At 62.8% G+C, this 1480-nt stretch carries 1 protein-coding gene; it reads left to right on the top strand.

From position 1 onward, the window contains the following. Positions 1-394 precede the first annotated feature (394 nt). The gene (locus MXD59_RS25900) at positions 395-1018 is read left to right on the top strand and encodes a DedA family protein (RefSeq protein WP_248827183.1); all 624 of its coding nucleotides are present in this window, start codon (positions 395-397) and stop codon (positions 1016-1018) included. The last annotated feature ends 462 nt before the right edge of the window (positions 1019-1480 follow it).

Raw genomic sequence — 1480 nt, 5'->3', positions numbered from 1 at the left:
TCCTCACATCCCACATCCACCGCAGACCCTCGACACGACCCACAAGTCGCTACCCAGCAAACTTGCCGCAGCCCTGGGCGCACTGCTTGCTGGCCACCAGCGCGCCGTCAACCTCGACGCCCGGCAGTCACGACTGGCCGCCGCAGGTCCGAAAGCCGCAGATTCCCAGGTCAGAGACCTGCTAGCGGTGCGGTTTTCCGCAGTACGGCACTGCGGGTTTAGGACCGGAACCTGATGGTATTCCGCAGAGTGCGGCCAGCTCCTCGGTCAGTAGTTTGGGAACTGCCCGGCGACCTGTCTTCGGAAAGCACCTGGAGAGCGAATGGCATTCAGCTCCGCACCGCCTGCCATCGACGAACCGCTGGGCGGGATCGCCGGGTGGGCGGTCGACCTGATGGACAGTCTCGGCGGCGTCGGGGCGGCGATCGTGGTGGGCCTGGATAACGTCTTCCCGCCGGTCCCGAGCGAGCTTGTGCTTCCCTTGGCGGGCTACTCGGCAGGCCGGGGTGTGTTCACCCTCCCCGAGGCACTGTTCTGGACCACACTGGGCTCCGTCCTCGGCGCGGTCGTCGTCTACTACGTCGGCGCGCTGCTCGGCCGGGAACGGACCAGGCGACTGGTCAGCAAGATCCCCCTGGTCGACGTATCCGATTTTGACCGGACCGAACGCTGGTTCGACCGGTACGGCACCAAGGCCGTGTTCTTCGGACGGATGGTCCCGCTGTTCCGTAGCTTCATCTCGCTGCCAGCTGGCATTGAGCGGATGAGCCTCGCCACCTTCCTCGCCCTTACCGCAGCGGGTAGCCTGATCTGGAACTCGATCTTCGTTGGCCTGGGTTACCGCCTCGGCGAGGACTGGCATCTGGTCGACCAGTATGCCGGCACCCTGCAGAAAATCGTCGTTCTCGGCGTGATCGCTGCCGTCGCCGGCTTCGTCGTTGTCCGAATTCGGTCTCGGCGCAATGCCAAATCCCGGGCAAAACACCGGCCACCCAGCAACTCCAACCCGATGCTGTGACCGATGGGAGATTTTTTGAGGGGAATGTCGGCAGCGCCGGTCACAGCCGGACCGCCGACCTGGTCGACGACCGAGTATGTATCGACACGCGCGAATGTATCGAGGATTCCCATATCACGTTCGTCAGGTCGCTTCAGCCTGGTTTGGACAGATGGGAGTTCCCGATAATACCCGCCGCGCCAACGTGGGTGCAGCGGTTGGAATCTGGTACCAAGGACGCCGCGCCCGGTATCCGGTGACTGATGTCCACCAAGAAAAATTCGGGTTCATCCGAGCCCGATACCATCGTTCGTTCAATATGACGCGGCGATATCACTCGTGCCAGTCGATCTGGATCCCGTAGCCGCCAGATGGGTCGATCAGCAGTCGGCCGCAAGACAGCAGACAACTACTGACCTTTAATGCGCGAGGTCGACTGGTTGATCATGGGATGGTGTCAAGGTCAACCCGGTGCCCGCCAGG

The organism is Frankia umida, assembly GCF_023242945.1.
GTDB lineage: Bacteria > Actinomycetota > Actinomycetes > Frankiales > Frankiaceae > Frankia > Frankia umida.
The sequence above is the reverse complement of the archived record's forward strand: the minus strand, read 5'-3'. Positions and strand labels throughout refer to the sequence as shown.

Bases quoted from the DNA above. Each gene is read 5' to 3' on its own strand.
- MXD59_RS25900 (WP_248827183.1), top strand. From the start codon at position 395: ATGGACAGTCTCGGCGGCGTCGGGGCGGCGATCGTGGTGGGCCTGGAT.